Annotated in this window: 22 protein-coding genes; 5 read left to right on the top strand and 17 right to left on the bottom strand. The window is 44.6% G+C overall.

What is annotated here, in order from left to right; all coding sequences use genetic code 11:
* Positions 1-21: 21 nt before the first annotated feature.
* The 10 genes from F0231_RS07830 to F0231_RS07785 form a co-directional block, all read right to left on the bottom strand.
* Positions 22-1,191, bottom strand: a complete 1,170-nt coding sequence (locus tag F0231_RS07830; RefSeq protein WP_171759172.1) for a hypothetical protein — start codon at positions 1,189-1,191, stop codon at positions 22-24.
* Positions 1,188-1,805 carry a TonB family protein gene (locus F0231_RS07825; protein WP_171759171.1) on the bottom strand — a complete coding sequence of 206 codons (618 nt, stop codon included), beginning with the start codon at positions 1,803-1,805 and terminating at the stop codon, positions 1,188-1,190. The genes F0231_RS07830 and F0231_RS07825 overlap by 4 nt, the downstream gene beginning before the upstream one ends.
* Positions 1,805-2,209: a biopolymer transporter ExbD gene (locus tag F0231_RS07820; RefSeq protein WP_171759170.1), complete on the bottom strand. Its 405-nt coding sequence runs from the start codon at positions 2,207-2,209 to the stop codon at positions 1,805-1,807. The genes F0231_RS07825 and F0231_RS07820 overlap by 1 nt, the downstream gene beginning before the upstream one ends.
* Positions 2,206-2,763: a MotA/TolQ/ExbB proton channel family protein gene (locus F0231_RS07815; RefSeq protein WP_171759169.1), complete on the bottom strand. Its 558-nt coding sequence runs from the start codon at positions 2,761-2,763 to the stop codon at positions 2,206-2,208. Before F0231_RS07815 ends, F0231_RS07820 begins: the two co-directional genes overlap by 4 nt.
* Positions 2,763-4,118, bottom strand: a complete 1,356-nt coding sequence (locus F0231_RS07810; RefSeq protein WP_171759168.1) for a MotA/TolQ/ExbB proton channel family protein — start codon at positions 4,116-4,118, stop codon at positions 2,763-2,765. The genes F0231_RS07815 and F0231_RS07810 overlap by 1 nt, the downstream gene beginning before the upstream one ends.
* Positions 4,118-4,882: a DUF3450 domain-containing protein gene (locus F0231_RS07805; protein WP_171759167.1), complete on the bottom strand. Its 765-nt coding sequence runs from the start codon at positions 4,880-4,882 to the stop codon at positions 4,118-4,120. Before F0231_RS07805 ends, F0231_RS07810 begins: the two co-directional genes overlap by 1 nt.
* A gap of 174 nt (positions 4,883-5,056) precedes the next feature.
* Positions 5,057-7,162: a TonB-dependent siderophore receptor gene (locus F0231_RS07800; protein WP_171759166.1), complete on the bottom strand. Its 2,106-nt coding sequence runs from the start codon at positions 7,160-7,162 to the stop codon at positions 5,057-5,059.
* A gap of 307 nt (positions 7,163-7,469) precedes the next feature.
* Complete coding sequence (locus F0231_RS07795) at positions 7,470-8,873, bottom strand: histidine kinase sensor domain-containing protein (protein ID WP_171759165.1); 1,404 nt, start codon at positions 8,871-8,873, stop codon at positions 7,470-7,472.
* Between the two features lie 3 nt (positions 8,874-8,876).
* On the bottom strand, positions 8,877-9,542 hold the full coding sequence (locus F0231_RS07790) for a response regulator transcription factor (protein WP_171759164.1): 666 nt from the start codon (positions 9,540-9,542) through the stop codon (positions 8,877-8,879).
* Positions 9,543-9,680: 138 nt separating this feature from the next.
* Positions 9,681-10,553, bottom strand: coding sequence for a DMT family transporter (locus F0231_RS07785; RefSeq protein ID WP_171759163.1), 873 nt, complete (start codon positions 10,551-10,553; stop codon positions 9,681-9,683).
* 140 nt (positions 10,554-10,693) lie between these two features.
* On the opposite strand from F0231_RS07785, the gene F0231_RS07780 reads away from it, so the two are divergent.
* The 4 genes from F0231_RS07780 to F0231_RS07765 all read left to right on the top strand — a co-directional run bounded on the left by F0231_RS07780 (position 10,694) and on the right by F0231_RS07765 (position 14,141).
* Positions 10,694-11,395, top strand: coding sequence for a glycerophosphodiester phosphodiesterase family protein (locus F0231_RS07780; protein ID WP_171759162.1), 702 nt, complete (start codon positions 10,694-10,696; stop codon positions 11,393-11,395).
* Positions 11,396-11,508: 113 nt separating this feature from the next.
* A complete protein-coding gene (locus tag F0231_RS07775) occupies positions 11,509-12,084 on the top strand; it encodes a hypothetical protein (protein WP_171759161.1) in 576 nt (191 codons plus the stop codon).
* A gap of 344 nt (positions 12,085-12,428) precedes the next feature.
* Complete coding sequence (locus tag F0231_RS07770) at positions 12,429-12,824, top strand: SulA-like leucine-rich domain-containing protein (protein ID WP_171759160.1); 396 nt, start codon at positions 12,429-12,431, stop codon at positions 12,822-12,824.
* Between the two features lie 213 nt (positions 12,825-13,037).
* Positions 13,038-14,141, top strand: a complete 1,104-nt coding sequence (locus F0231_RS07765) for a phosphoribosylaminoimidazolesuccinocarboxamide synthase (RefSeq protein WP_171759159.1) — start codon at positions 13,038-13,040, stop codon at positions 14,139-14,141.
* 79 nt (positions 14,142-14,220) lie between these two features.
* Here F0231_RS07765 and F0231_RS07760 read toward each other — a convergent pair whose 3' ends face one another.
* From F0231_RS07760 to F0231_RS07750, 3 genes are read right to left on the bottom strand one after another with little or no spacing between them, the layout of a single operon-like run.
* Positions 14,221-14,646, bottom strand: a complete 426-nt coding sequence (locus tag F0231_RS07760) for a TadE/TadG family type IV pilus assembly protein (protein ID WP_171759158.1) — start codon at positions 14,644-14,646, stop codon at positions 14,221-14,223.
* Positions 14,643-15,119 carry a TadE family protein gene (locus F0231_RS07755; RefSeq protein WP_171759157.1) on the bottom strand — a complete coding sequence of 159 codons (477 nt, stop codon included), beginning with the start codon at positions 15,117-15,119 and terminating at the stop codon, positions 14,643-14,645. Before F0231_RS07755 ends, F0231_RS07760 begins: the two co-directional genes overlap by 4 nt.
* 12 nt (positions 15,120-15,131) lie before the next feature.
* The gene (locus F0231_RS07750) at positions 15,132-16,514 is read right to left on the bottom strand and encodes a pilus assembly protein TadG-related protein (RefSeq protein WP_171759156.1); all 1,383 of its coding nucleotides are present in this window, start codon (positions 16,512-16,514) and stop codon (positions 15,132-15,134) included.
* 167 nt (positions 16,515-16,681) lie between these two features.
* Between F0231_RS07750 and F0231_RS07745 the strand changes: the two genes are divergently transcribed.
* Positions 16,682-17,593: a LysR family transcriptional regulator gene (locus F0231_RS07745; protein WP_171759155.1), complete on the top strand. Its 912-nt coding sequence runs from the start codon at positions 16,682-16,684 to the stop codon at positions 17,591-17,593.
* Between the two features lie 10 nt (positions 17,594-17,603).
* Here the strand turns inward: F0231_RS07745 and F0231_RS07740 are convergent, their stop codons facing one another.
* From F0231_RS07740 to gyrA, 4 genes are all read right to left on the bottom strand, one after another.
* Complete coding sequence (locus F0231_RS07740; protein WP_171759154.1) at positions 17,604-18,479, bottom strand: YjjW family glycine radical enzyme activase; 876 nt, start codon at positions 18,477-18,479, stop codon at positions 17,604-17,606.
* Positions 18,480-18,485: 6 nt separating this feature from the next.
* The gene (locus tag F0231_RS07735) at positions 18,486-20,024 is read right to left on the bottom strand and encodes a YjjI family glycine radical enzyme (protein WP_171759153.1); all 1,539 of its coding nucleotides are present in this window, start codon (positions 20,022-20,024) and stop codon (positions 18,486-18,488) included.
* 163 nt (positions 20,025-20,187) lie between these two features.
* Positions 20,188-22,071, bottom strand: a complete 1,884-nt coding sequence (locus F0231_RS07730; protein ID WP_171759152.1) for a methyl-accepting chemotaxis protein — start codon at positions 22,069-22,071, stop codon at positions 20,188-20,190.
* 332 nt (positions 22,072-22,403) lie between these two features.
* Positions 22,404-25,031, bottom strand: a complete 2,628-nt coding sequence (gyrA, locus tag F0231_RS07725; protein ID WP_171759151.1) for a DNA topoisomerase (ATP-hydrolyzing) subunit A — start codon at positions 25,029-25,031, stop codon at positions 22,404-22,406.
* Positions 25,032-25,105 lie beyond the last annotated feature (74 nt).

Raw genomic sequence — 25,105 nt, 5'->3', positions numbered from 1 at the left:
GTAATGCCTCCCTCTTGTTATTTATCCTTCAGACTGCTGTTTCGCTTGTCGAAGTTGTGTCAGGTATTTTATCCAGCTCTTGGCTTGCCTTGATGGCTCGGTATTGTCTGCTTTTTTTGCTTCAATTAGCGCCGATTCAAGGCGATCTAACTTATACAATGCCCGAGTTTTAGCTAACGCGACGTCTGCAGAGCGTCCGTTCACTTTATCTAAAACAGGGAGCGCTTCTTTGTAGTGACCCTGCTGCACCATCAACTGGGCGACATTCCATTGATATTTGGAGTCACGCTTTGCCGCTATCTTCCATACTTCAAGCGCTTTATCCCACTCTTTCGCGACTTGCCAGTAGGTCGCTTGCTCTGACAATAACTGAAGGTCACTATCAGCACCTTCCAGTTGGCTTATCTCTGCGGCAGCTCGCTCAGGAATACCTCGCTTGGCATAAAGCTGAGCCAACATTCGTAAATCACTTTGTTCAAGCGGTAAACCATTCAGCTTTGCAAGAGATAAAGTATCCAATGCTGCTCGCTCATCTTTTACTCTCAACTGAAGCCCAACAAGCTGCCTCCACCAGTTGACTTTATCTGGCTGAAGTACAATTAGCTGCTCTAAGGTCGGAATAGCACTCTTCCATTGTTCTAACTGAAGTTGAGCGCCAAGCTTTAAAGATAGTGGTTGAAGGCGGTCATCGGAGACAAGCTTTAGATACATATCCGCAGCAGGAATCACTTTCTTCCACTGTGCCATTTGGTAATGGGATTGAGCAATACGAAGCCATAAGTCATCTGTTTTTTGCGACTCTGGTGGTGACTCTAATAGCTGATAGTAGTGTTGTAGCGCATTATTAAACTCTTGTTCATTGAGATAAAGATCCGCAAGCATACGCTCAGTAATCCAAGCTTGCTCATCTTGCAACAAGCCACTTTCAACCGCTTTACTCAAGTGTTTAATCGCTGGTTTTGTCTTACCATCTTGCCAGTAAAAGACACCTAGCATGCGCGCAACAAAAGCTTGGTCATACGCTCGCGAGGTATCAATCTCGCTCAACATTGTAATAGCTTGCTTCACCTGCTCTTCTTGCGCTAATTGATGCGCTTTTTGAACTCGTGTCGCTGTGTATTGGCTCAGCTCCTGTCCAATAGAAGTAGCTGAAGCAAGCAACAGCACTGTAGCTACGATGCGTTTCATCATTTTGCTAATTTAAACTCCAATCTGACCGTCTGCCCAATTTGAGAGATAGAACCACCATCAACCACTTTCGGTTGGTACTTCCACTTTTTAAGCGCTCTGACCGCTTCACGCTCAAACATGCGTCTCGGGTTGGCTTCAAGAACTTCAATGTCGACAGGTTTACCGGTTGGATCAATCGTAAAGCTCATCACAACATACCCTTCTGCGCCCCGTTTCAGTGCTTTTGCTGGGTATTTTGGTTCAACACGATAAAGCGGCATCGCTTGCTGATTAACACCAAAGTCACCAAATGTAGGTGCGCTGATTGCCAAGCCATCGATGGCCGTATTCAAGCCCAACGAAGGCTGAGTCACTGGCGAAATTTGCGTAAGTTTAGTATTCGCTTGAGACGTTGGCATCTGCTCGGGTACTTCTGGCGCTTTCGGTTGCTCAGGTACACTGCGCTGGCGCCTTTGAACATCTTGTTCGTTTTCCACCATAACCATATTGAAGCTTAGAGATTCACTTTGCTCTGGTGCTCGGCGATGGCCACTATCGACCATCCACGCCATAAAGCTAAATATTGCGAAAGCGCAACACAGTGCAATAGGCGCTGCGATAAATAGCCGCCCCACTATATCTTCTCCGCCGCCAATGCGATGTTTTGAACACCCGCCCCTTTCGCGGCATCCATCACCTTAACAACGGTTCCACTGTATGCGTGTTCATCCGCTTGAATCACCAAGGATGCATCTGGCTTATCTAATAATAGGTGCTCCAATGTCGCTTGAACACGTTCGACATCAACAACGCGTTTGTCGATATAGATATCGTTCGCAGAGGTGATAGCAACAAAGATGCCCGCTTCTTTTTGACTCACTACATTCGATGCTGTTGGACGATTCACTTCGACACCCGACTCTCGAACAAATGAGCTCGTTACGATGAAAAAGATCAACATGATAAAAACGATATCGAGCATCGAGGTAAGATCGACCTGTGCCTCATCTTGCTTTGATTGACGTCTGCCGAGTCTCATCGCTGACTCCTTAAAGATTTTTCTAATTTGATTTCTTGTCTATGACAGACTTTAACTAAGCGCGCATGGAAGAACATGCCAGTCAGTGCTGCAACCATTCCAGCCATCGTAGGTAACGTCGCCAGAGAGATCCCCGATGCCATGAGCTTCGGATTACTACTACCTTGGTTCGCCATGACATCAAACACTGAGATCATACCCGTAACCGTACCGAGTAAACCGAGCATTGGGCATATCGCGACCAATACTTTGATAATATTGAGGTTCTGGTTGAGTGATTGATGGGCCTGCGCCAACCAACCTTCTCTGATTGAACGAGCGTACCAAGAGTGCTGTTCTGAACGTTGATGCCAAGCTGCAATCCATTCTTTTCTCTGCTTTGGATATTGCACCCAAAGAAATACAACACGCTCAATAATGAGCAACCAACAGAGAATCACAACGGCTAATAGCCACCAGAGTACCTGGCCACCCTGCTGCATAAAGTCTCGAAGTGCTAGCATCCAATTACTGGATACTAGAACTTCAGGAAGCAGTGTGAATAGTGCATCCATTACGCTGCATTCCCTAGCGTCTGACCTTCAACCTGCATTGATTGTTCAGCCTGCTCAGCTACCAATGCAATTCCCTGCTTCTCAAGAATATTGCGAATCGCTTCTGCCTGAGAACTTAAAATGTTGTGAGCCAGTAGTAATGGCATCGCTGCGATCAAACCGAGTACAGTGGTCACAAGCGCCATAGAAATACCTCCTGCCATCACTTTAGGGTCGCCGTTACCAAACTGCGTGATCACTTGGAACGTTTCGATCATGCCCGTTACTGTACCGAGTAAGCCCAGCATAGGCGCCAATGCTGCAAGCAGTTTGAGCATCGACAAACCTTTTTCTAGACTCGCTTGCTCATCGACAACAGCTTCTAACAGACGAAGCTCAAGTGCTTCAACGGTCTGTTTTTTCTCTGCGTCGTACACCGCTAGAACGCGACCTAATGGGTTGTTTGTTGGTTGCTCTGGTGTTTTCAATTGAGCACGAATCTTCTGACGCGCGATAAACAGACTTGCACCACGCACAAGCGCAATGATCAAACCAATGGCGAGTAAACCAAGAATAACTTTGCCAACGACTCCACCAGCTTGTAAGCGATCCATTAGGCTTGGAGTTAACGCCAATTGCTCAAGCATGATTCCACGAGATGGGTCAACAACAAGATTAGCGGGTTGTCCGTTTTCTAATGTCGAAGCGGTATTCAAGGTTGGCCCTTGTTCCGGCTGCTTAACGTAAGCTTTGGCTTCTTGTTTCGCGCCATTCCAAGCGTAATAGCCTTGCTCACCAATAAGGCCGAAAGAGCCTAATCTAAGAGCGTCTACCTCTTGCTTTTTACCTTCACCATTGACGAAGCTGACAGTAGAGCGTTCAACACTTCCAGACGCCTGGATTTGCTCTTCTAACGCTTTCCAAAGGCCAGTAAGTTGTGGCATAGAAGGAAGTTCTGTGGCTGCAACAATATCTTCAACAATTTGAGTGTGTGACTGCGCGTTAGCTCCCGTCACTGAAGTATTCAGCTCAGATTGTAATTCTTTTGCATTTTGGCGAACAACACCAAACACTTCACCTAAACTGCCTGTTTCTAGGCGTAGTTTTTCTTCTAACTGAGCAAGTTCATTTTCGTTTTGAGAGAACTGCGCGGCAAGTTGATCGTTTTGCGTCTGAAGTGTTTCACGTTGCTGGGTTAGCTTCGCTTTTAGAGCATTGAGTTCCTGCTCGGTCTGTTTGAAACCAGACTCACGCTGAATATTGTGCTGCTGTTGGGTCTTGGCTTCACTTTTTGCATTAGAAACCATATCAGAAGCAGTCACATTGAATGAGACAGCCAACACACCAATAAGCGAAGTAATAATAGTTTGTTTCATTATTTCGCCTCCGCTAGAGTTAACGAGACAGGAAGAGTAATTAAGCTTGGTGCTGTCTGTTTAGCCGCAATGCTAAACGCTTTATCAAGTTCTGACTTCAATGAAGAGTCCACGCCTACCCATTGATCGTCTGCTTTGTTCCAAGTCCAAAACTTAGTGCCATTTAAGCTGCGCGCAACTAAAGAAAGCCTGCCCAAATAGAGGATGTCTGTTTCTAATGTTTCACCAGCAACATCGATTTGGCCTTGGTATAAGCCCAGCTTAGTGCCGTAGTCGAGTTCAATTTGGTAAGCCTCTAGGATTCGACGATATTTCTCAGCATCACTGACATCAGCACGCGTCATCATTCGTTCCAACTTGGCGATGCGCTCTACGCGCTGTTCACGTTTGATTGGTGCATCTTCAGCGACTAATACCGACAAGCCGTCAATCATTTGATACATCAAAGGTACAATACCTTGACGAGTCGACTTGATGGTGTCGATTTGATTATTAAGGCTATCCACTTCCTGCTGCTGACTTGCCACAAGCGCTGTGAGGTGATTTTGATACACGGTCAAGTTTTTCACTTCTTCTTGAAGCTGTTCGATTTCCGCTTTCAATGTCAGTGATTTTTCAGCACTACTATCAATACGCTTTTGGCTAGAGGCAGACGCCGCGTTGGTTTTGCTTTGTATGTTCTGCGCAGAATCCAAATCTGAGGCCACAGCATTGACGCTTGCGGTGGCTAATACCAGTGCCAAACTGGACTTAACTATATTCATAACGTTTAAAGTTCTTCGTGATAAAGATGCAATTGAGAAACAATCTCGTTTTCAGTGCCGTAATATTATCCGCAATCCACAAAATTGCAATCGGACTTACAATTTATACAAAATAGGGAAAGGCTAAGCCTTTCCCTATTCTATTTCTAGTACCAATTCGAATATTAAAATCGATTAGTACTTAATTTGTAGCGTTGCCATGTAGTTACGGCCTTCACCAATGACTACGTCTTCAGCGTACTGGTGCTTGCTTGATGTTGAACCACCACCTGCTAGGTAATCAGTATCAAACAGGTTTTCAACTGTCAGGCGTGCAACCATATCTAGATCTGCATCGTACTTGTAAGTGTAAGCAAGGCCTGCATCCACTCGTGTGTATGCATCTTTCTTGAAAGTGTTCGCTTCGTCACCGTAACGAGAACCTTCGTAAATGACACCTAGATTCACATCTACTTCGTTGGTCGCTGCATAAGTAGACCAAACGCTTGCCGCAAACTCTGGTACATCAACAGGGCGATTACCTGCATATGTTTCGTGGTTTGTGATCTCTGCGTCTAGGTACATTGCACTACCAGAAAGCGATAGCTTTTCAGTAATGAAGCCCTGTGCTGCAAGCTCTGCACCGCGGTGTTCTTGTTGACCACCTTGAGTCACTACATAATCACCTGTCGCGCTATCTTCTACATCAAGTTCGATATTCTCTTGAGTAATGTCGAATACAGCACCAGACACAAATAGACGATTGTCTAACAGTTCCCATTTCGTGCCCAGTTCGTAAGATTTACCTACCGCTGCGTCTAGCAGCTCGCCTTCGTTTAGGTAAGTACGGCTTCTGCTGCTCGCGACTTCACCTAGAGGTTCGAAGCTTTCAGAGTAAGACGCATAGATGCTGCCGTTTTCTGTTGGGTGGAAGATAACACCAAGCTTCGGCGCTACATTCTCTTCTGCCACACCATCTTGTACCTTACGGTCGAAACGTAGACCTGCTAGAACTTGCCACTGCTCAGTCAGCGTTACAAGGTCTTGCGCATAGAAGCCCCAAGTGTTGTACGAACTGTGTGAAATACGTGGGTCTGAAGTGGTATCGTAAACTGGAACCCCTACCGTATCGCCCGCGGCAACGTTTTGGTCAGTAAAGCTGTTTTCGAAACGATCGTAGCTGTAGCCTAACCAGTTCGCACCAATTAGGAAACGGTGTTCCATGCCAGCCAGTTCAGTGTTTGCACCTAAATCAACATAAGCCGTTCTGAAACGCCATTTGTCGTTACGGTTGCTGCCACCATGTTCAACAAGCCCTGAACCGTCAGGATTTACATTAGCAAAACCTGGGAAGCTTTCTACGTCATTACGTTCGAAATCTTGGTAGTTGAAGCCGGTAGTTAGTGACCATACGTCTGTTAGGTTTGCATTTACATTAATGCCTACGTTTTCTACGTCGTTCTCAATTTGCGACCACTGTGCATCCCAAATGTGCTCTTTATTGCCAACTAACTGGCCATCCAAGGTGTATAGCGCACCTGAATCTACGCTACCTTTATCGTTAGTTTTGTCGTAGTGAACAGAAACGGTAACGTCTTCATTGATGTCGTAGTCAACAAACAGGCCAGCAACAAGGCGCTCTGTTTGTGGCTTAGAACCATCACCGTATGAACGCCAATCACTGTAGCTTTCTTTAGAGATGATCGTTCTTGCGCGCAGTGTTTCGTCATCGTTCAGAGCACCACTCACGTCTACCATAGTGCGTGAATGATCATCAGAGCCGATATCTTGGCTTACATTAACTTGCGTATCGTAAGTTGGCTTTTTCGTTACCATGTTGATAAGGCCGCCTGGCGCAGACACACCGTATAGCAGGCCCGAAGGACCTTTTACGACTTCAACACGTTCCAACAGTTCAACAGGCTGACGGTAGTGTGACCAATGCTGGTGACCGTCACGTAGGAACCCTGAAGAGCTTTGAACTTCAAAGCCACGTAGCGAGAAACGCTCACGGTTACGGCTAGTGCCACCCGCGCTCACGCTCGCATCGTTCTTTAATACATCACCAAGAGTGCTAGCACGTTGTTCATCGATAATTTGCTCATCGATGATAGCAACCTGTCCAGGGGTTTCTAGCTGAGTTGCTTCCATACGCATTGCTGTCGAGTTCGTGTCGGCTTTGTAGCCATAGTCACGCCCTTCAACAACCATGTGTTCGTCTGTTTGTAATGTCTCAGCAACCACTGCTGGAGTCGTTAATACAGCACCAATAACTAGTGCTAGCTGACTCTTAGTGAACATAAATGTCTCCGTTTCTTTATATGCAGGCTGATACGCTCTGCGTAGTTATTTAGAACGAAACGGAATATAATTGATAATCAGTATCATTTGCATTGAAATTTACATTCTTTGCATTCGTAAATTTTTGTAAAGCTTTCTCTGAAACAAAAAAATGCGGCATATACCAAACGTAATAAAAATCTGATCAGATAATTGCGCAGAAAAAATCGCTTAGAGCAAGGCATAGATTGCAGCTAGCTAGTTGATCTACCTACAAAATCTATAACGAAGCTATCAGCGATTTTAGCAAGTAAGAATGTCCAGATGTTTATTCTGATTGGTATGAGAGCTGCGTCTTAGTAGGAAGGTTTATATGGACTCTTAGCCCACCTGATATTTGGTTACTTGCACGTACTTGGCCTTTCAGCAATCCGATAGCTTCTTTAACGATAGCCAGTCCCAAGCCATATCCACCAGATTGTTTATCCCGAGCAGACTCTAATCGAGTAAAAGGTCGGAATATTTCATTGAGCATATCTTCAGGGATTCCAGGGCCATTATCGCTCACATCAATCCCTACCCACTCCTTACCGTTGTCAAACAATGTATAGAGTGAGACATCAATCTTGGCGTTTTCACCCGCATACTTTATCGCATTTAGGATTAAGTTATTTAGACAGCGTAATACCAACTTTTCATCGGTATGTATCATTGGTACATCATTGCTAACATTAATCGAAATAGTTTGGTTTACGCCCAGCTGAAACTTACTTTGCTCAACCTGATTAGAGACCACACTCTCTAAGCAAATTGGCTTATATTTCGATTCATACCTTGAGTTTTCTAAGCGGCTGAACTCTAAGATCTCACCCACTAGTTCATCCATCTTGTCCACCTCTCGGTCTAGCCTATCGACTAATGGAAGTGTCACGTCACTGGCTTTTGAGCGCAGTAAATGCAGCGCAAGGTTTTGCCTCGCTAACGGAGTACGAAGTTCGTGTGAAACATCTCGTATCAAACGACGTTGTCTTTCTGCTAGCGCGTGGATCTCTCTCGTCATCTCATCAAAGTCATGGGCAAGATCATTAAACTCTTTGGTTTTAGAGTTGAGTGCGGCCACAACGTTGACATTAAAATCACCAGAAGCCAGGCGATGACTTGCTTCCCGAAGACGGTCGAGAGGGTTTTGCAGTTTACGGGCGAAAATCAATGAGAAGAGCACCAACGTCACAACCACAATCACGACTTTGATGATCGCAAAGTAAATAATGAATTGGTGAGCTGGGTGTTTTTCATGAGGAAGTTGAACCACTAGGGTATTCCCCTCAGATAGGTGTACACCAATCAGCGGGCGGCTGACTTTATCTCCAAGGGGTCCATACAACTCTCTGAGAAATCGTAGTTTAAACTCAAAGTGTGGATGCATCTTGCGGTGTGTAATGGGTTTGTTCTCAGCATTGAGGACAAACAGATAATACGGCTGCGCGTTTGCCCAATCCGCAAGTTCGTCCATATCGCCATCTTCAATCAATACGTCAGCTTGCTGAGCGAAGCTTTCGATGTCTCTTTTGATTTCGTCTGGTACTGTTAATACAGTTCGCACCAAGGCCTGCTCAGCCAACGCTTGCAATACTACGATACTGATAATGACCGCTGACATATAGCTGAGCAGTTGAAAAAACAGGGTGTCTTTTCGTTTGGCAATACTTTGAGGACAACGCAGTGAGATCATCGCTTATCGACTCACACTGCCGACAAAGCTGTACCCTTGCCCACGTACCGTTTTAATGTGCTGTTTCGACATGCCCGCTTCAATAAACTTACGGCGCAAGTTACTGATATGCATGTCCAAGTTGCGGTCGAATGGGCTGAGCTCTTTCTTCAGCACTTCTATTTGCAATTCCGCTTTCGAAATAACCAAACTCTCATGGCTTACCAAGTAGTTAAGTAGGTCAGATTCCGTCCCCGTTAATGGTAGTGTTGGAATCTGCGCCTCAATACCTTGGTCTTCATAACTGAATGATTGACGCTGTTTCTCTAGCCCTACTCGGCGAAAAATTGCTTTAATCCGAGTAAGAAGCTCGGGCACCTTAAAAGGCTTACCAATATATTGATCAGCGCCCGATTGATAACCATCTAGCATCGACGCTTCATCATTTAAAGCCGTCAGCATGAGTATCGGCGTGGCAAATCGTTGACAGATCTTACGTGCAACCTGCATACCATTTAGCTTTGGTAACATCACATCAAGCAGTACCAAATCTACCGGCTTCTTCTCAATAAACTTGAGGGCAGATTCACCGCAGTGGACACTTTCTACTTCATAACCTTCGGCAACTAATACATCAGTAAGCAGTTCACAAAGCTCGATATCATCATCGACAACTAAAATTCGCGACATGAGAATAACAGTACAATTGAAAAAGGTTCGCATTCTAATCTTAAGAATCTAGTTAGGCAACGCAATCTTCACTCTTCCTTCAATTAACTAACGTGAACTTGCGTTACATCAAACTGGTCTATTGAACTCAAATTGCGGCTATCTCTTCAATCTCAAGAATCGACCATCGGTACGATACAAAATCAGTGCAATTAATATCAGAGAGCACCCCATGAGCTTGTTTCGTGAAAGCTGTTCGCCATACCAAGCCATGCTGAGGATCACTGTCCAAATTGGCTCCAACAACATGATCAATGCCGCGTTGCCTGGGTTACTTCCCTTTTGCCCTAATGTTTGCATGACGTAACGTAAACTGGTCGCCAGTAGCGCGCTGGCCGCAAACCAGCCCCATATAGAGCTTTCGATTTGCTCAGGGAAAGTTTCAAACATTAGGGATGCGCCTAAAGAGACAACACCCGTAACGAAAAGTTGAATCGCGGTAAGCAGTAATACCGGAATTTTCTGAGCTAACTTGCTATTGACGTTAAAGTGCAAAGCCAATAAACAGGCATTCGCTAAGAACCAAATCTGCCCAGTTGAGCTATTCCACCCATCGGTTAATGAGAGCATCGCTAAACCTGAGACAGCGATAGGCATGGATAACCAGAACGCTCGTTTAGGACGCTCCTTAAACAGCAACCAAGCAATAATAGGCACGATGATCATCGAAAGGCTGACGATAAAAGCTCCCTCACCTAACGTTTCACTTATCGAAATCGCATAGACCCAACTCAAAAGAGCGAAAGTTAGAATTAAGCCACCACCTAAAGCTTGGTAGAAAAGCGGTAATGTCAGTTGACGAATTTGTTTAAAGCACAATGGCAGTAGGCACATTGAGGCCACAAGAAACCTCAGGCCAACAAATCCGAACGGCGGTAGACCTTGAATCGCTTCTTTCGAAAAGATCCAACCTAAACCGGCCAGCCCCGTGGTTGCGACTAATATCCAAGCCGCTCTATTTTCAGCGTTCAAAATGTTTTCTCTTTGGAATTGTTATCGTGTTTTTTATTCATGGATAGTGTCAGAATCAAAGTTCAATAGCCATCTATTCTCTACTCATTGAGACAGATAAAGAGTACTCTACTCAAGAGTTAAAATAGAGTGAGTTAGTAATGTTAGTTGTAGGACATAGAGGTGTCGCGGGACGCTTCCCAGAAAATACGCTCGTAAGTATCGCTGAAGCGGCCAAGCTAGGTTTAGAGTGGGTAGAAGTTGACGTGCAACCGACACTCGATGAAGAGCTTGTTATCTGCCATGACCATACTGTGAACCGTTGCAGTAACGGCAAAGGTCGAGTGGACGAACAGACCTTAGAGACACTTAAACATCTCGATTTTGGTTCTTGGTTTTCTGAAGATTTTGCCCACCAATCAATATTGACGCTTGATGAGTTACTTGCTTTCGCCGAAAAAGCAAAACTAAAGGTTAATCTAGAGGTAAAGATTGACCGACATGACGCCGAGCGCGTTTGTCAGATACTCAAACGCTATTTAGATAAGTCGAGCTTTCCATCAGACCATATTTTGCTATCAAGCTTTAATCACCAAATTATTAGACACCTTCATCAACAGCTCCCTCACCATCGATTAGCGGTGCTTTCTGAACGGCTCAAACCATCAGATAAAAGACTATTAAAGGAGGTCTCGGCTTTTGGATGTAACTTGAACTATCGTTGGGTCACAAAAAGTCACATACGCTATCTAAAAGAGCATGATTACCAAGTCTGGTGTTATACCGTGAACAATCCAAATGCGCTGAAGCACCTAAGCGGTCTTGATGGCATTTTTAGCGACTTTCCAGAACGTTTTCTCTGATTTACACCTTTAGAGCACGCCTTTCATTTGGAATAAAGCGCTATATACGACTTCAAGCCACATATTCAGTATGTTATTCTAAATATAATATGTACTGCACTAAAGAAATGATTATGAAACATCTAAAAATTGCATTCGCTGCCACTCTTCTTACTTTTTCAAACGGTCTATTCGCGGCTCCAGTTGAATTTCAAAAGATCCCTGAAATTATGGATAAGTTTGAAAACGCGCAAATATTCGTTAAAAAGGCCAAAACACTTGGGCGTTTACCAACGGAAAAAGAAATTGGTTCAGAGTTCCCTACCTATGTTTCTGACGGTAAAGGTGGCTACAGCGTGGAAACACGTAACCTTGTCAGCAAGGATGTTGTCATTGCAAGTAAAGAGACACCTATTGTTGATGATGTTTACAATCAATGGCTAGTACCTAAGACAAAATGGGTGGATACCTATGGTCAGCTACCTGATTCAACTGAGTTTCAATCTTTCAAACGCATTAAAACCATTAAAGCGATCAAAATCGACTCAGATATGCTCAAGCTGATGGGAAGCGAAGATGGTCAAACAGCAACAATTAAAGTGAGCTGGAGCGATGATGGGATGAAGGTGTACAAAGACGGTTACCTAGCTAACTATGAATATGGCATTGCTCCTGAAGAGATGGAAGCGACTTATGAGTTGGTTGAATAATCTTCTCTTTCTGACGCTCTAGATTTATTGCCCAAAGCACCATGCTTTGGGCTTTTTAGTTTAAGCTGACTAATCCTTCAACATATGGACACCTTACTCAGCCATATACAGCCCTACTGTATGACACTGTATGTCCACCTCTGCTCCATCTCACATTTCTCATCACGCCTCACAAACAAATACAAAATTCATAAAACCAATTAAACCTTTAATATCAATACTTTAATGAAAATTTCATTATCAAAACCCAGATTCATGCCGAAATTTTACACAAATAACGCTTGCCTAATCTCACGAAAATAACTACTGTATAGACATACAGCATGTACAAAGGGACAGTTATTATGATTCAGGCAAACAACTCAGCTCGCACATATTCTAAGTTTAATGTTCTTGCTCAACAGACTCAGCCAATGAACATTGATTCGTCTACATTAAACCGACTAGCGGGTCTTTCGGGACAAAGCCAATGGATCTTATTTACTGCAAACTGCCCTCGCCCTGACTACGATCAGTTTGCTGCCTCTCACATTAGCTGTAAAAAAATCATTCAGATGAAACCTTCTCATACTCAGTCAGAATTTGAGATTGTAAAAAAAGCCATTCAATCAGGTAACGCAAGTGCTGTTGTTGCTTCGAACCATATTCCTGCTGTTGAGCAAAGTTTGCTACAGAGTCTTGCGCAACAACTGCAATGCGAAGTCTTCTTTGTTGAAGGGAAAGTGACTCAATTCCACTAATACCGACAACAACATACACTGCCTTTTTGCCCCTATCGACAGGGGCATTTTTGTTTTAAACCTCCTTTAACTAAGCCCTTTACACTTTACTTAATGAAAAATTAAGCAAACGTTTGCTTTTTCTCTGGCGACCTAAAATAGTTCTGGTATCATGCCTTTCAAATCAATTATCCAATGATAATTTTCCACCTTGTTAAAGATAGGAATGTCTAGATGAGTCTCGCTGACCAAGTTCTTGCCGTAAATGATGATCTTCCAATTCGTACTGATAAGCCCGTACACAGTGGTAAAGTACGCTCTGTATATTGGTTAACAGAAGAAGACAGCAAACGTCTAATCAAAGAGAAAGGCTATGACGTCGCTCCAGACGCTCCGCTAGCCATTATGGTTATCAGTGACCGTATTTCAGCATTTGACTGTATCTGGCACGCTGAAGGTGGTTTAAAAGGTGTACCGGGCAAAGGTGCTGCACTTAACGCTATCTCAAACCACTGGTTTAAGTTATTCAAAGATAACGGCTTAGCAGACAGCCACATTCTTGATATCCCCCACCCATTCGTTTGGATCGTGCAGAAAGCGAAGCCAATCATGATCGAAGCGATTTGCCGTCAATACATCACAGGCTCAATGTGGCGCGCATACGACAAAGGCGAACGCGAATTCTGTGGTATTCAATTGCCAGAAGGGTTAGAGAAAGACAAAGCGCTACCTGAACTGCTCATGACGCCTTCGACTAAAGGTATCTTGAAAGGTATTCCTGGCGTTCCTGAAGCGGATGATGTGAATATCACTCGCCAAAACATTGAAGAAAACTTTGCAGCATTTAACTTCTCAAAAGCTGAAGATATCGCTCAATACGAAAAACTGCTACGTGAAGGCTTTGTTGTAATCAGTAATGCTCTTGCAGAGATCGATCAAATCTTCGTCGACACTAAATTTGAGTTTGGTTACGTTCACGACGCAGCAGGTAACGAGAAGCTAATCTATATGGATGAAGTCGGTACGCCAGACTCATCTCGTATTTGGGATGAAGAAGAGTACAACGCGGGCAATATCGTCGAGAATTCAAAAGAAGGTTTCCGCCAGTTCCTACTTAACCACTTCCCTGACCCAGATATTCTTCTTAATAAAGAACGTATGGAAGAACGTGAAGCACTGGCTCGCGATAACGCATTGCCATTAGAAGCACTTCAGAATATCTCTCGTACTTATATTGGTATTGCAGAAAAAATCACTGGCCAGCCAATCAACTTAAGCTCGAACCCGAAACAAGAGATCATCGACGTTCTAAGCAAAGAGTACGGCCTTATTGACTAACATTGCTTCATTTAGAAAGTGATGTGATATATCAATAACTAGAAAGCGCGAATTCACTGATTGAATCGCGCTTTTTTTATTAAAAGTAGATGATGCTAGTCGCTGTACTCGTTAGGGTTACACTATTGAATAGCGTAATGAACGAGTTAAATGTATAGCTGACCGTCACTGTGACTTGGCTTCCCGGCGTGTTATTTGGCGTCCAGACTACAGATGTTGTCACACCATTCAAAGGAGAACGACTCGCCACATAGTTAGCGACAGACGTTGATGTTGCGGGCGCATCGCTTGCTCGCGCGGTATCAATGGTGGCCTGACTACCTCGAACAGCAGCGTATCTCGCCCCTTCTCTAGCAACATGTGACAGCGCCCCATTTGAATAGACGTACCGAGAACCCTCGATAATTGCGAAGATCATAAACATAAAAAACACGGCGACTATCGTGAATTCAACAATAGTGAGACCTTTCTGCCTACTGACAGTTAACAACGTCTGTTTCATCATTCCACTCGATACCTCGCTGAACTGTTTAATGTCATCAAGTTCGGCATAGCCTCATGGCCACTCAGCGTATTAAAGTTTCGGGTCACCGTCGTCTGGATATATACCTCTTTCTGGTCACTACAATTTGTCGCACACGCACTGGTTGTTGGTTCGACTAAGGCTCCGCCATTTGGGTCATAACATCGGCAAACTCTCTCGGTCGTGACACTCACCGCCCCTACTTCATTTTCATTTATGGAAAGGCCTTCCGCATCTTTCTGCGCTATCGCTAACATTCCCGCGCTATCGATTGGGCTGTCGAACTCTCCACTGTGGATCGAGCCATGACCAGCGGCACTACTCGCTGAACTGCTGGTCACGATAATCTCTGACATTACTCGACCGAAATCGACAGCGATATAAAGCATCAACATGATTAGGGGCGTTAAAATGGTTAGCTCTACAGAAATGAGCCCAGTGTTAAACTTTTTCATTTCATCCCCCCTTTATTCCACTAGTGTGATTCGAACATACGGAGCAGAGCTCCCCAAACCGGCTGGCGCAGCACTGTCATGAGTGACATTAAGCGACGAGTCACTAGCCACTTGAATGTATTTCGTGATGAACACACCATTGGTCGCGTTGACATCACTGTTACTCGATATTTCTAGGTATTGGTTGCCCACATAGAGGATGCCTGCCAAATCAGCAGTCGCACTACTGTTTATCTTATTCACAGGATCTTGTTGCGGGCCGGATGTGTCTGGAGCTTCTCTGTCGGTGTACCAAAAGATATCTTCATAGGCATCGTCTATTTCACTTTCACAGCTACTGCTACTCGCTTGGCTACAAGCCGATAGATTCAACGTACCTGCTGACTTAACATCAAGAGGATGAAATTCTTCTTCGTCATAACTGCTGCCGTAGCTGCTACATGCTTTCTTAGCACAGGTGTTATAGATAAACACCCCATCTCCCGTTAACTCTGCGTCGCTGCCATCAACGACTAATCCACCGCCTTGTAAGATGTAGGTTCCAGGGTTCATCGTTACTTCAGCGTCTCCTTTAATAAAGAGGCCGCCGCAATAGACACCTGGATTGATGGTTCTTTTCTGAGAGTCAATTTCGTAGCGTTCATAAATTCCACCACCTTTACTGTTGCCTTGATAATCACAAGAGCCATACGAAAAAGTGGGGGCTGGAAGCGTACCTAATGGGTCTGAAATTGGACTCGCATTTTCATTAGCCGATGGGTCAATGGTACTGCCGCTTTTATATGCCCCGCCAACAACGTCAACACTAGTCGCTTCTAGAGTGGAACCACTATCGACATAAAGCCCAGAACTGTCTTCTGAGTTTGCATGGACTCCGCAATTTGCATCTAAAGTCGACCCACTAGACACATGAAACGCTTTTTCATGCTCATCACCCAAGGCATAAACACAAGCACTGGAAGAAATAATGCCATTCGCTACCGCTCTCACAGAGTAGTCAAAATCATTGAAACCAATAAACCGTAAAAAGAAAGTTGGGACTTCTTTAGTAATAACCACTTCAACAAAGTCGCTATCACCAGCATAAGAGCCAGATGTGGGAGGATTATTGACTGTAACCGTGACACCATCGACGCCATTTTCAAAGTTGTGCGCTTTTACCTCTGACAGAGCATAATTTTGGATATTGGCGCTAGAGTGGCCATAGTATTTTTCAAACGCAGCGGATAACGCAGCCGCATCGGCTGCTGTTTGGGCTTGCCTAAAATTACCGTAGGCAAAACCTGTGTCCACAGCGAGCCCGACAAATCCAATTAATACGGCAGAGGCCAAAGTAAAGAATACGGTGACGAGTCCTTTTTGCTTAGATACGCTTGCAATGTGTTTTACCGACATAAAGTATGCTCTAGTCACTGATGACACATACTAAAGTTTAGACATCAACCTGCACTTTAGCTAATTTGGCACTGTGCTGTTTTCTCTGATTCGACCTACATAATCCCTCTACCAATTCCAACCTATAAGGGTTATAAAGAGAGCGCTGGAATAACTATTTGATTACTATGGACTACATCACCCTTTCGCGCATTAGCTTAAAGCATCTGACTGCTCTCCATGTTTTGCTTAGTACCCACAGCGTAACCTCAGCAGCTCGTGTTCTTTGTGTGACACCTTCTAGTGTGAGTAAAACCTTGGGGCAGCTTCGAGAGTTAATGAAAGATGACCTCTTTTATCGCGATGGTGGGCAGCTCGTTCCGACACCTTATGCAGAGAGTATTGGTCCAGATATTCATAAGATACTAACTGGCATGAATGGTATTTTGCACCAAGGAAAATTTGAGCCAAGCGAGTTTACCGGTGAGATATCTCTGTCGATGCGCGAAAGTACGTTTGAGCTTTTTGCACCAAAGATAGCAAAGCTCTCGCAAACCTTAACGGCTTCAAGAGGCATTAACGTGTATGCCAAAGAACAACTGAGTTTTGACGCACTCAATCGTGGGCAGGTCGATTTTATGCTGTTACCTCACGATATCAGTCAGCCCCCAACACGAAGCCGTGAACTTATGTGGCAACAGATTTTGGCCGACGAAATGGTGTGTTTGATGAATCCAGACCATCCCTTAGCTAACGAAAGCCTAAGCATTGACTCTTATCTGTGTTATCAACATATCGGGATATTAGATAAAGACCTATCAGAACCCTATTTCGAGCAAAACTTAACCCAACAACATGGCGCTAGAAAAGTCGTGATCTCTGTCGCTGACTTTGGTGCAGCAGCCGTGCTCTGTCACCATAGTGAATACCTTCTTACCTGTTCAAAAGCGTGGGCAAGGCATTCACTGCAAGCAAAAGGGCTGATTGAAAAGCCGTTACCATTTGACTATGGCCAAGTTGCATATAGCTTAGTTTGGAATCAAGCCAGCTTGAACGACCCTGCGCTTAACTGGCTTTATAATCAGTGGATAGATGATTAGGTATAAATCGCTAGGTATAGACCGTTGGCAAAGCTATGTTTTGCGAGATATGAGGCGCAATTAACTCGTAGAATCTCTTCATCTCTTGCTCTGAACACTTTTCCCATTCCAATGCGTCTCCTATCACACCATGGTGTTGAAAAGCATTGAGCCGAATATTAACGCTACTTGGAAGCGTACAAATCAATCTGATGATCTCTGTCACCTCGACATCTAAATCGCTTTTGGTTGGGATGTGGAGTAAACGCAACTCGTGTAACTTGCCACGCTCAGCAAGATAGTGGATAGATTGAATGACTCTGTGGTTATCTCTCCCAACGAGCCATTGATGGGTCTCTTTCTGCCATGACTTCAGGTCAATCATCACGCCATCGAGAACATGCTCTATCTTTTGCCAACCAGACTCTGGCAAGTAACCGTTGCTGTCAATAAAGCAGGTTAACTCGTTAAGTTCAGGATCTCGTTTTATCGCTTCAAACAATTGAACGATGAAAGGCAATTGGAGCGTCGCCTCTCCTCCTGAAATGGTGATTCCCGACAAGAAAAATCTCTGCTTTCGAATTATCTCCAGCAGATCTGTTACCGAGTAGTACGCAATTTTAGGGCTAGATTTATAACTACATATGTCAATGCACTTATCACAATTAGTACACAAAGATGACGACCAAACCACCTTCTCCCCTTGGCGTGATAATGCTCCTGATGGACAACTATCGACGCAATCACCGCACCCATTACAGTGATTAATCGTGTGAGGATTGTGGCAGTTCAAACAGTTGAAGTTACACCCCTGTAGGAAGATGACCATGCGGTTTCCAGGCCCATCCACACAAGAGAAATTGAGAATACGGCTGACTGCGGCCAGCCGTTGTTGCTTCTCTACCATCTGGGGTTATTTATACACTGGTGAAGATTCAAGGCTCACAACTCGTGGTGCTCGGTCTAAAATACCGGTGTTTTTGGCCGCTTCTGCACCTAAGAAAGTGGTGTTCTTTCTTGAGCCTTCTTCAGCAAATTTATTGATGTCTGACAGTTTGATCATGTAACCCGTTACGCGAACAAGATCATTAGATGCAACGTTCGCGGTAAATTCACGATAGCCTAAATTTATCGCGCCCTTACACAAGTTAAACATCGCTTCTGGGTTCGACTTGACCGTCTCATCAATAGTCAAAATATCACTGATGCCTGATGTATAGAATTGATGTTGTTTGGCAGTGGCTTGCACATACGTCACCGGGTCAGGTTCGGTTCCGTAAGGGACCCGAACGCCAGGTGTGACGTCTTCATCTAGGCTGATACCACCTTGAGCATGGAGTAGCGCTTTACCTTCAAGTCCGTATTTTACTGGTAGTGACTCGACCAACTCAGCCAACTTCTCTGAAATGCTAAGTGCCAGTTCATTCGCTTGTTCAGAATGCCCGTACTTTGCTTCAATGCCCTCTTTATCTAATAGAGTGTTGACCGCTTCTGCCATTCCATAAATACCAAACATCGGGGCAAAACGGCTCTCTTCTATCAGCCCTTCTATGGTCAAGAAACCTTTAAAGAAGTTCGACTTCTCATGCAAGTGGCTGCTGCGAGCGTCCATCAGTTCAACCATTAGCTGGCTGTAATGCGGCAGAATCTGATTAATAAAGTCATCGCGGTCTTTCGCTTTTTTAGCGACTTCTTTTAAGTTCATTCGAACCAAAGTGTTTGACCCACCCGCTAATGGCAATGAGTTATAACAGCTCACGATACCAAAACGTTTGTCGCCGTAGGCACCTGCATGCATTGGATAATTCGCGATATGAGGTTTGCTGCATTCACAGATATTACTCGTTGCCTGTTTTAGCAAATCATCAGGCGTGACTGCTGGGTCGTACATAAAGGTGAGGTTTGGCGCAATCTGCTTGAGCTCTGCATCAACACGTAGGATGGTGCGACAAATGATGTTGTCCGACGGACCAATATTCACGTGCATAAATGCATCAGGCAAAGTTCGATCAAGCATTATCCAAAAACGTTTCATCTTCTGATAAATCGCTTCATCACTAAGCTCGCCAACATAAGGCATCAGCACATCATCGAGCTGTCCTAAATAAACAGGAATATTCGTCACTGAGGGAACATGGTGATAAAAAATAGTAAGAAGATTCAACGCATCATCAAAATCCGTCGCTGGCTCTAACTCTAAGTACTCTGAGCCTTGAGTTAGGAATTTCGCGTAGTCTGGTAGTACATAACGAGGTTTAAACGGTGCATGTCCTTCAAACATGTCACATAAAACCCCCTGTTCCATTGCAGCTTGAACTGGTTCAGAAACGTCCATATAAGGTAAGCTAGCTTCGGCCTCAAGAGCGAGGAATTGGTTCTTTTGTTTTGGAGAGAGCGTCGCATCCGTGACGATTTTTTCGATGCGCTGTTGAAATGCTTGGTACTGAGACATGGTTTATTCCTTATAATTTTTAAGGATTTTAACCTAGACTCATAATGTCCACTATTGAAATATGGTTTATCATACTTTTCCATTTTGGAAATGCGCAAGTATAAAAAAGCCCTGACATGCAGGGCTTAATAACATTGATTAGCATGGAGCTTAAACGATTAACTTAGAGCTTAAAGCGTTGAATCTCTTGCTCTAGTTCATGCGACAGTTCAGAAAGCTGAGCAGCTTGACCTGCAGCATCATGTGCTTCATTAGCCAGTTCGTTTGATACGTCACGAATACCGACAGTATTGCGAGTAATCTCAGACGTCACCGACGCTTGTTCTTCCGCAGCCGACGCGATTTGTGTCGCCATGTCACTAATACGTTCTACCGCTGACTGAATCTGAGTCAGGCTTACCGCCGCAGAATCTGCATCTGCAACACTGGTATCCGCTAGCTGACGACTATCGCCCATAATGCTAACCGCTTTACCCGTGGTGCTCTGCAGCGTTTCAATCATCTGCTGGATTTCTTGTGTAGAAGCGTGAGTACGTTGGCTAAGTACACGAACCTCATCGGCTACTACTGCAAAACCACGACCTTGCTCACCTGCACGTGCGGCTTCAATTGCTGCGTTCAGTGCCAACAAATTGGTTTGTTCAGCAATATCTTGGATAGTCGATAGAATCGTGTTGATGCTGTTACCGTGAACTTCAAGCTCTTGAATCACTTCCGTTGCGACTTGAACTTCTGTCGCTAGGTTTTGAATTGAACCTTGAGTTTGAACCACTTGCTCACCACCGTGAACACAAGCTGTCACCGCTTCAGACGAATTCTGAGCCGTATTGTCTGCGTTACCTGCAATCTCTTGCGTTGCGGCAGCCATCTCGTTGATTGCCGTTGCAACCATGTTGATCTCATCTTGCTGCAGGCGAATACGAGCACTACGCTCTTCTGCTTGTTGAGCGGTTTGCTTAGACTGCTCAGACAGAGACGCAGACACTAGACTCAACTTAGATACCATTTCATGCATGTTGCCAACGAAGATATTAAAGTTGGTCGCTAGTTGGCCTACTTCATCATCACTACGAGGTTCTAAGCGTTGAGTAAGATCACCTTCACCCGATGCGATCTCTTCCAGTGCATCGGATACACGAACTAAATCACGGAACAAGAAGTTTACTAACCATGAAACAACAGCAATAACGATTAAAGTAATTACAATCGCCATAGTCACTAGGCTTTTCAGCAGATCGCTGTGAGCCGCTTCTTCTGTTGCGCGATCCATTTCAATAGCAAAAATCCACTGTGTACCTGGAATCTTGCTGAAGAAGTACAGTTTCTCTTGGCCCTTGCGTTCAATAATCTCGATAGTGCCCGAGTTCGCGTACTCTTCGATAGAACGAAGGTTAAACTTGTTTGACAGCGCAGTAACAGGTTTGAGAGAAAGTGCTTTATCTGGGTGTGCTAAGAACGTGCCGTCTTGAGCATCGATCAGCATTGCGTAGGCGTTTTCACCTGCGTCAAGGCTGATGACATCATCGATCAATTGGTCGATAAGAACGTCTGCACCTACCACACCAATAAACTGACCGTTACGACGAACTGGCTCAGCAATTGTCACTAGTAGCGCATTTGTGATCGCGTCTTTGTAAGCTGTCGTTACGATCTGTTTACCCGCGGCATTTGCATCAATGTACCAAGGGCGAACTCGAGGATCATAGTCTGCACGGTTACGCTCAGGATGAGAACGATACATCCCACCTTCTGGCGTACCTAAGAAGATATCATCAAAGCCGCCGGCTTTACGTGCTTGCTGTAGGTGCGGTACAACTTCTAGCTCTTGGCTGTAGTCGTTGAATGCTGAAGCTATATCTTTACGAATGGTAATCCAGTCAGAGATACCTTCTGAAGCTGCAGTTGCTAGACTCTCTGCACGAGCATAGACACCATTGCGTGTTTGTTTGAAAAGTTGGTCGGCTGATAGCCAAGTTAGCGCGCTTGCCATTAGCACAACAGCTAATAGGCTTGCACCAATAAGTTTTTGTTTGAGTGACAGTTTCATGATTTCGCTACTAGTTTAAGGAACAGGCGGTCGCGGCGAATTCTATAGTCAAAATGGGTTATATGCACGCAATATTGAGAGGTAAATAAATATTAGTAATTCTCGATAATTACGGCAGTTTTATGACGCCATGGGTTCGTCATTTTGGCCATTACCTGTACATAAATAAAGCAAATCAGACTACTCTTCGAACAGTTCCATAAACTCGTGTGCGGCGATTGGCTCGAAAACAAATACCCTTGTATTTCGTGGCATTTCTTTTGGCACAATAACGTTAAGGCAAAAAAAATGCCGAACATAAAGTTCGGCATTTATAAGCATTAAGTTAAAGATTACTCTTGCGAGTCTTCATCGCTTTGCGTTGGCGCTTCAGAGCCTTCAGTAGTATTTACTTCAGCTTCTTCAGTCTCCTCACCTTCAACAATTTCAGCTTCTTCGACTTCGTCGATACGTTGTAGACCTACAACGTTTTCATCTTCAGCTGTGCGAATTAGAGTAACACCTTGAGTATTACGGCCTACTTGGCTAACTTCAGAAACTCGAGTACGTACAAGAGTACCAGCGTCGGTGATCATCATCATCTCGTCGCCTTCTTCTACCTGTACAGCACCAACAACTGGGCCATTACGCTCAGAAACTTTGATCGATACTACACCCTGAGTTGCACGACCTTTCGTTGGGTACTCTGCAAGTTCAGTACGCTTACCGTAACCGTTTTGAGTGACTGTTAGGATGTCGCCTTCATTTGCAGGAACAATCAGTGATACCACTTGATCGTCTTCTGCTAGCTTCATACCACGTACACCTGCTGCAGTACGACCCATCGCACGCACCTTGTCTTCGTTGAAGCGAACGACTTTACCCGCTTTCGAGAACAACATGATGTCGCTGTTACCGTTTGTAATGTCAACACCGATTAGAGAGTCATCATCACGTAGGTTCACTGCGATTAGACCGTTAGCACGAACGTTTGCAAACTGATCTAGAGAAGTCTTCTTAACAGTGCCGTCACCCGTCGCCATGAAGATAAATTTCTCTGGAGAGAACTCATCAACTGGTAGGATTGCCGTAATACGCTCACCCTCTTCCAATGGAAGAATGTTCACGATTGGCTTACCACGAGCAGTGCGGCTTGCTAATGGTAGTTGGTAAACTTTCAGACGGTACGTCTTACCGCGAGTAGAGAAACACAGAATGTTATCGTGAGTATTAGCAACAAGTAGACGCTCGATGTAATCTTCATCTTTCATCTTCGTTGCACTCTTACCTTTACCACCACGACGCTGTGCTTCGTAATCGCTTAGGATCTGGTACTTAACGTAACCTGCATTCGATAGAGTAACAACAACATCTTCACGTGCAATCAGCTCTTCCATGTCGATGTCGTGGCTAGCCGCTGTAATTTCTGTACGACGTGCATCACCAAAGCCTTCGCGAACCGCTTCTAGCTCCTCACGAATCACTTCCATTAGTCGCTCAGTGCTTGCAAGAATGTGCATTAGCTCAGCGATTTCATCTAGAAGTGCTTTGTATTCATCAAGAATCTTCTCGTGCTCTAGACCTGTTAGACGGTGTAGGCGAAGTTCAAGAATTGCTTGTGCTTGTGTTTCGGTCAGGAAGTACTGGCCATCACGAATACCATATTGGTCTTCAAGCCACTCAGGACGAGCTGCATCAGTACCCGCGCGCTCAAGCATTGACGCTACGTTGCCAAGATCCCAACCGCGTGCCACTAGGCCAACTTTCGCTTCAGCTGGTGTTGGTGCGTTTTTGATCAGTTCGATAACTTCATCAATGTTTGCTAGTGCAAGAGAAAGTGCTTCAAGGATATGAGCACGCTCGCGAGCTTTACGCAGTTCGAAGATAGTACGACGAGTAACAACTTCACGACGGTGGTCAACGAAGCACTTCAGCATGTCTTTCAGATTGAATAGCTGTGGCTGACCATTGTTCAGCGCAACCATGTTGATGCCGAAAGTCGTTTGAAGCTGAGTTTGTGCGTAAAGGTTGTTTAGAACCACTTCGCCCACTGCATCACGCTTACATTCGATAACAATACGCATACCGTCTTTGTCAGACTCATCGCGTAGTGCACTGATACCTTCAACTTTCTTATCTTTAACTAGCTCTGCGATCTTTTCGATCAAGCGTGCTTTGTTAACTTGATAAGGAATTTCGGTAACAATAATGGTTTCTTTACCATTCTTATCCGCTTCTACTTCCGCTTTCGAGCGCATGTAGATTTTACCACGGCCCGTCTTATAAGCATCTACGATACCTTTACGGCCGCTAATCAATGCTGCTGTTGGGAAGTCAGGACCAGGAATGTAGTCCATTAGCTCATCAATAGTGATTGCTTCATTATTGATGTATGCAAGACAGCCATCAATCACCTCAGTTAGGTTATGAGGTGGAATGTTGGTTGCCATACCTACTGCGATACCAGAAGCACCGTTTACCAATAGGTTAGGAATTTTAGTTGGAAGAACTGCAGGGATCTGTTCTGTACCATCATAGTTAGGTACGTAGTCTACAGTTTCTTTGTCTAGGTCAGCCAGAAGTTCATGGGCGATTTTTGCCATGCGAACTTCGGTATAACGCATTGCCGCCGCTGAGTCACCATCGATCGAACCGAAGTTACCTTGACCGTCGACCAGCATGTAGCGTAACGAGAAAGGTTGAGCCATACGTACGATGGTATCGTACACAGCGCTATCACCATGTGGGTGATATTTACCGATTACGTCGCCAACAACACGGGCAGATTTTTTATATGGTTTATTCCAATCATTGCCAAGTACATTCATCGCGAATAAAACGCGGCGGTGTACAGGCTTTAGGCCATCACGCACATCTGGAAGAGCACGACCAACGATTACTGACATCGCATAGTCTAGGTATGAACCTCGAAGCTCATCTTCAATGTTTACGGGCGTGATCTCTTTCGCTAGATCGCTCATAGAGCCATTATCCCTCTATTTATAGATCGTATGTACAATACGCTTAAGGTGCAAAAATATAACATACAATTCCT

It is taken from the genome of Vibrio sp. RE86, from assembly GCF_013114545.1.
In the GTDB taxonomy this organism is placed as follows: domain Bacteria; phylum Pseudomonadota; class Gammaproteobacteria; order Enterobacterales; family Vibrionaceae; genus Vibrio.
Note: the sequence above shows the minus strand (reverse complement) of the source record. Positions and strands in the feature narration are given on the sequence as shown.